The sequence below is a fragment of the Microbacterium sp. genome, from assembly GCF_039812165.1.
In the GTDB taxonomy this organism is placed as follows: Bacteria; Actinomycetota; Actinomycetes; order Actinomycetales; family Microbacteriaceae; genus Microbacterium.
Genome location: NZ_JBDIAB010000162.1, coordinates 1 through 6,541 on the forward strand (window position 1 = coordinate 1; position 6,541 = coordinate 6,541).

Sequence of the window (6,541 nt, forward strand, 5' to 3'; positions counted from 1 at the left end):
GCGGGGCCTAGACCTCCGGGCGGAAGCGGATCGGGAACCGGACTGCTCCCGTGTTGCCCGAGACGGGCAGCCATTCGCCCGGTCCGTCGGGCTCGGCGCCCGGCATCCGCTGCGCCAGGAGAGGGAGCGCGACGCTCATGTCGGTGCGCGCGACGAAATGGCCGAGGCAGTGGTGCACCCCGCCGCCGAAGCCGCTGTGGAGCGGACGGTCCTCGACCGTGATGTCGATGCCGGCGGCGGGCCCCATCACGAGCGGGTCGGTGCCCGCCGCGTGCGAGAGCACCTGCACGATGCCGCCCTTCGGCACGTGCAGCCCGTCGATGTCGACGTCCTCGACCGCCTCGCGCGTCACCCACGTCACGGTGGGGTTGACGCGCATGACCTCCTCGACGGCGCGGCCGCCGAGCTCGGGGCGCTCGGCCAGGAGCGCCCACTGGTCGGGGCGCGCCAGCAGGGTCTGCAGCGCCAGCCCGAGCTGGTTGCGCGTGGTCTCCATCCCGGCGAACGCGAGGAACACGAGCGAGACGCTCAACTCTCGCCGCGTGAGCGCGTCGTCGTCCTCGTGCGCGAGCAGGAGCGTGGTCACGAGGTCGTCACGCGGATGCGCCTGCCGGTCGGAGATGACCTGCTCGACGTAGCCGGTGAGACCCTCGAGCGCCGCCTCGATGCGCGGCAGGTCTTGGCGGATGCGGATGCCGAACGACTTGCCGAGATCGTCGGCCCAGTGCGCGACCCGGCTCCACTCGTCGTCGGGGAGCCCCAGGAGCAGGCACAGGATGCGCGCCGCGTACGGCTCGGCGAACTCGGAGATGAACTCGACGCGTCCTCGCGCGGCGAAGCGGTCGATCAGCTCGTTCGCGAGCTCCTGGAACTGCGGTCGCATGCGCTCGATCGCGCGGCTGCGGAACGCCGGTCCGAGCAGGCGCCGCAGGCGCAGGTGGTCGGTCCCCTCCAGGCTCAGCAGGGTCTCGCCCCACCACTGCGCGAAGGCGCCCTCGTGGATGCCGTTCTGCGCGGGCCACTTCGCGTTGCCCTGCTGGAAGCGACGGTCCTTGAGGATCGCGGTGCCCTGCTCGTACCGCAGGATCGCCCAGCCGTAGGGGGTCTCGGCGTACCAGTGCCCGTCGCGGGCGCGATGGACCGCCTCGGAGGTCACGTCGAAGGCCGGATCGGCCAGATCGAAGAAGGGAACGGCATCCGTCGTGGCGCGCGTCATACCTGGATGATATTCCCCCTCGGGGGAACGAAATGTCCTGGCAAACACACGACTCCCGCCGACCCGGGGATGACATGCGGCGACGCGGGCCGATAGGTTCGGAGCACACGAGTTCGACGAACTCGCGTAATAGATGAGAGTGATTGGTCTCTCTCACTATGAGGCCGTTCCGCCCGCCGCTGGGGAGTGGAGTGTGGAACGGCTGCTGGGAAGCCCGGCGGCTCGTCCGCCGAGCGGGAAGCGGCGGACCCTTCCGCCGTACTGGGAAAACGGCGGCTCGTCCGTCGACTGGGATGATCGGCGACCCGTTCGTCGGTCAGGACTCTCACTGGGGAGAGAAAAATGAAGAAGGTCCTTTCAGCCTGTCTTGCGGCAGTGCTGTTGGCGGGCGGGCTCGCGCTCACGAGCACGGCGGCATATGCCGACGACTCCGGCAGTGCCGGCCTCCCATCCGAACAGGCCGTCGAGCAGACGGACGCGAACGCCGGCGAGACGGCGGGCGACGACCAGGGCGGCGGTGACGCGGTCGAGCAGACCGGCGCGACCGACGAGACCGGCGCGACCGACGGTCAGAGCTCCGGCGACACCGGCGACACCGGCGAGGTGAGCGAGTCCGTCGACACGGGCGCGCAGACCGAGTCGGCGACCACGTTCACGGCGCCCGAGACGACGGTGCAGACGTTCGGGTCGCAGCACAAGCCGTCCAAGCCCGAGAAGCCGTCCAAGAAGCCGGCGAAGCCCGACGCGATCGTCACCTACGGCGAGTGGGAGAAGACCGACGTCGACTGCGTGAAGGGCGTCGAGACGTACACGCGCACGGTCACGACGCAGGACTGGACCTGGAGCGACCACAAGAAGAAGTGGGTCAAGGGCGAGGTCACCGAGACCACCGAGACCAAGGAGTGCGACGTCAAGCCCGGGCAGTGCGTCCCCGAGAAGCCCGAGCCGGTCGTCACGTACGGGAAGTGGAAGAAGACCAGCGTCGACTGCGAGCTGGGCATCGAGACCTACACCCGCACCGTCTACACGCAGGACTGGAAGTGGAGCGACCACAAGAAGAAGTGGGTCAAGGGCGAGGTCACCGAGACCACCGAGACCAAGGAGTGCGAGATCAAGCCGGGCGTGTGCCCGCCTGAGAAGCCCGAGCCCGTCGTCACGTACGGCGAGTGGGAGGTCACCGCGGTGGACTGCACCGTGAAGACCCAGACGCTCACGCGCACGGTCACCACGCAGGACTGGAAGTGGAGCGACCACAAGAAGAAGTGGATCCCGGGCGAGGTCACCGAGACCACCGAGACCGAGACCACCGAGGCCACGCCCGAGCAGTGCCCGGACCCCGACGAGATCGTCCCGGTCGCACCGTCGGTGAGCTCGGCCACCGCGGTCTGCGACGACGGCCAGGTCATCCGCGGCACCGGCACGATCACGCTGCCCGCGATCGCGAACGCCTCGTGGGAGGGCACCGAGAGCGGCACCATCACCGACGTCGACCCCGGTGAGTACACGTTCCGCCTCATCGCGGACGAGGGCTTCGTGATCGCCGACGCGAACGGCTTCGTCGACGGCGTCGTCACCGTCACGGTGGCGGATGCCGGCACGCCGGACTGCGCCGTGCCGACCACGCCCGTCGACCCGGGCACGCCCGCGAAGCCGGCCTCGGTCGCGAAGCTGGCGGTCACCGGCGGCTCGGTCGCACCGTGGCTGCTGCCCGCCGGCGCGCTGGCCCTGCTCGCAGGCCTGGCCGCGACGATCCGGAGCGCTCGCGCCTCGCGCCGCTGATCCGACGTCGCACCGGTAGCGACACCGACGCCATCGGCCCGAAGCCTCCCACCGGGAGAGCTTCGGGCCGATGGCGTCTCCCGTTCCGGCGGGTTGGGCGTCTCGAGACCGGGTCGAGGTCGCGGGCGCGTCGGGCAGTGGCATCCCGCCTGAATAGACTGGAACCCATGTCGAAGGTCCTCCAGTCCCTGCCCGTCGGCGAGCGCGTCGGCATCGCCTTCTCGGGAGGCCTGGACACCTCCGTCGCGGTCGCGTGGATGCGCGACAAGGGCGCGGTGCCGTACACCTACACCGGCGACCTCGGCCAGTACGACGAGGACGACATCGCCTCGATCCCCGGCCGCGCGCTGCAGTACGGCGCGGAGTCGTCGCGCCTGATCGACTGCAAGCCGCTCATGGTCGAGGAGGGCCTCGTCGCCCTCTCGTGCGGCGCCTTCCACATCCGCTCGGCCGGGCGCACCTACTTCAACACGACGCCGATCGGCCGCGCCGTCACCGGCACGCTGCTCGTGCGCGCCATGAAGGAGGACGGCGTCGGCATCTGGGGCGACGGCTCCACCTACAAGGGCAACGACATCGAGCGCTTCTACCGCTACGGGCTGCTCGCCAACCCCGCCCTGCGCATCTACAAGCCGTGGCTCGACGCCGACTTCGTGACCGAGCTCGGCGGCCGCCAGGAGATGAGCGAGTGGCTCGTCGCGCACGGCTTCCCGTACCGCGACTCCGCAGAGAAGGCCTACTCGACGGATGCCAACATCTGGGGCGCCACGCACGAGGCGAAGACCCTCGAGCACCTCGACGTGTCGCTCGAGACCGTCGAGCCGATCATGGGCGTGCGCTTCTGGGACCCGTCCGTCGAGATCGCGACCGAGGACGTCACGATCACGTTCGACTCCGGTCGCCCGGTGGCGATCGACGGCGTCGAGTACTCCGACCCGGTCGAGCTCGTGCACGCCGCGAACACGATCGGCGGCCGCCACGGCCTCGGCATGAGCGACCAGATCGAGAACCGCATCATCGAGGCCAAGAGCCGTGGCATCTATGAGGCGCCCGGCATGGCGCTGCTGTTCATCGCGTACGAGCGGCTCGTGAACGGCATCCTGAACGAGGACACCCTCGCCACCTACCACGAGCAGGGCCGCCGCCTCGGCCGCCTCATGTACGAAGGCCGCTGGCTCGAGCCGCAGTCGTTCATGCTGCGCGAGTCGATCCAGCGCTGGGTGGGCTCGGCCATCACCGGCACGGTGACGCTGCGGCTGCGCCGCGGCGAGGACTACACCATCCTCGACACCACCGGGCCGAACCTCTCGTACGCGCCCGAGAAGCTCTCGATGGAGCGCGTGGGCGACGCCGCGTTCGGCCCCACCGACCGCATCGGGCAGCTCACGATGCGCAACCTCGACATCGCCGACTCGCGCGCGCGCCTCGAGCAGTACGCGGCGCTCGGGCTCATCGGCGGGGCGACCGCCGACCTCGTCGGCGACCTCGCGGCCGGCTCGGCCGCCGCGATCACCGGTCACGCCCAACCGTTCTCGGCGGAGCGCGAGGCGCTGGCGGATGCCGTGGAAGAGGCGTCCGAGTCGGCGTCGTTCGACTTCGGCGCGGACTGAGCGCCGACCGGCCCTGCGCACAGACGGGCCGGATCCGCGTCCGCGGGCACTCACCTCGCTGCGCGCCGCCGCCGGCGCTCGTCCGCGGTTCCCGCGCGGGAGACGTTCATGGGCGGGAGAGTGAGTGACTCACTCTCCCGCCCATGCCCCCCCGGGTGAGGGAGCAGCCGAGGCCGCTCACCCCCGCGGTTGGAAGGGGGGTTGATCCCCCTTCCAACCGCAGTCTCTAGCTCGCGGTGCGGCGGCCGCGGCGCAGCAGCACCCCGCCGGCGAGCATCGGGATCAGTGCGAGCAGGGCGAGCAGGCCCATCCCGCTCAGGTCGCCGCCGGTGACGGCCAGGCCGCGCGAGCCCTTGTCACCACCGGTCGGCGTGGCCGGCGGCGTCACGTAGGTGAACGTGCCCGGCTCGGAGTTCCCGTTCTCGTGCAGCACCACGACGGCGGCCTCTCCGGCCGTGCCGGCCGGCGTCGTCACCGTGATCGTGGTGTCGTTGACGACCGTGAACGACGTGCCCGGCGCGCCGCCGAACGTGACGCCCGTCGCGCCGGTGAAGCCGGAGCCGGTGATCGTCACGATCGTGCCGCCCGTGGTCGGACCCGTGGTCGGCGAGATCGACGTGATCATCGGAACCGCCGGCGGGGCCACGTAGGTGAACACGCCCGGCTCCGACGCACCGTACGGCGACTGGACCACGACGTCCGCGGGACCCGGTACGCCGGCCGGGGTCGTCACGATGATCGTCGTGTCGTCCACCACCGAGAAGTCGGTCCCCGGCGCACCGTCGAACGTCACACCGGTCGCACCGGTGAACCCGGAGCCGGTGATCGTGACCACCGTGCCGCCCGCGACCGGACCGCTGGCCGGCGAGACGCCGGTGACGATCGGCGGCGCGACGTAGGTGAACACGCCCGGCTCCGAGTCGCCGTTCGGAGACTGCACCACGACCTCGGCCGGGCCGGCCGCACCGGCCGGCGTCGTCACGATGATCGTGCTGTCGTCCACGACCGAGAAGTCGGTCCCCGGCGCACCGTCGAACGTCACACCGGTCGCACCGGTGAACCCGGAGCCGGTGATCGTCACCACGGTGCCACCGGCGATCGGGCCGTTGTCCGGCGTGATCGAGGCGGTCGCGGCCGGCGCCAGGTACGTGAACGCACCAGGCGTCGAGGCGCCGTACGGCGACTGCACGACGACGTCAGCCGGACCGGCGGCGCCGGCCGGAGTCGTCACCGTGATCGTGGTGTCGTCCACGACGCTGAACGCCGTGCCCGCCGCACCGTCGAAGGTCACCCCGGTCGCACCGGTGAACCCGGAACCGGAGATCGTCACGACCGTGCCACCCGACGTCGGACCGCTCGTCGGCGTCAGCGACGAGATCGCCGGCGGGGCGACGTAGGTGAACGCCTCGGGGTCGGAGTCACCGTTCGGGGACTGCACCACGACGTCAGCCGGGCCGGCGGCACCGGCGGGCGTGGTCACGATGATCGTCTCGTCGTTCACGACCGAGAAGGACGTGCCCGGCGCCCCGTCGAACGTCACACCGGTCGCACCCGTGAACCCGGAGCCCTCGATCGTCACCACGGTGCCACCGGCGGTCGGACCGTTGTCCGGCGTCAGCGACGACACGGACGGCGGAGCGATGTACGTGAACACGCCCGGAAGCGAGCTGCCGTTCGGCGAGAGCACGACGACGTCAGCCGGACCGGCGGCACCCGCCGGCGTCGTCACCGTGATCGTGGTGTCGTCCACGACGCTGAACGCCGTGCCCGCCGCACCGTCGAACGTGACGCCCGTCGCACCGGTGAACCCGGTACCGGTGATCGTCACCGAGGTGCCGCCCGCGGTCGGACCGCTCGTCGGCGTCAGCGACGACACCACCGGCGGCACCGGGAGACCGATGTAGGTGAACACCGCGGGCGCCGAGTCGCCGTTGGG

General features: G+C 70.9%; 4 protein-coding genes. 2 read left to right on the plus strand and 2 right to left on the minus strand.

The genetic code is table 11. From position 1 onward, the window contains the following. Positions 1–7 precede the first annotated feature (7 nt). The gene (locus WML84_RS11620) at positions 8–1,216 is read right to left on the minus strand and encodes a cytochrome P450 (RefSeq protein ID WP_347346307.1); all 1,209 of its coding nucleotides are present in this window, start codon (positions 1,214–1,216) and stop codon (positions 8–10) included. Between the two features lie 342 nt (positions 1,217–1,558). Between WML84_RS11620 and WML84_RS11625 the strand changes: the two genes are divergently transcribed. Together WML84_RS11625 and argG are read left to right on the plus strand one after the other, a co-directional pair. Further along, positions 1,559–2,995, plus strand: a complete 1,437-nt coding sequence (locus WML84_RS11625; protein ID WP_347346308.1) for a hypothetical protein — start codon at positions 1,559–1,561, stop codon at positions 2,993–2,995. A gap of 167 nt (positions 2,996–3,162) precedes the next feature. Further along, a complete protein-coding gene (gene argG / locus WML84_RS11630) occupies positions 3,163–4,605 on the plus strand; it encodes an argininosuccinate synthase (protein WP_347346309.1) in 1,443 nt (480 codons plus the stop codon). 226 nt (positions 4,606–4,831) lie between these two features. Here the strand turns inward: argG and WML84_RS11635 are convergent. Then, on the minus strand, positions 4,832–6,541 hold a 1,710-nt coding region (locus WML84_RS11635), incomplete at its 5' end, for an IPT/TIG domain-containing protein (RefSeq protein WP_347346310.1).

Coding starts and splice junctions, on each gene's coding strand:
- WML84_RS11620 (WP_347346307.1), bottom strand. CDS start 1,216: ATGACGCGCGCCACGACGGATGCCGTTCCCTTCTTCGATCTGGCCGAT.
- WML84_RS11625 (WP_347346308.1), top strand. CDS start 1,559: ATGAAGAAGGTCCTTTCAGCCTGTCTTGCGGCAGTGCTGTTGGCGGGC.
- argG (WP_347346309.1), top strand. CDS start 3,163: ATGTCGAAGGTCCTCCAGTCCCTGCCCGTCGGCGAGCGCGTCGGCATC.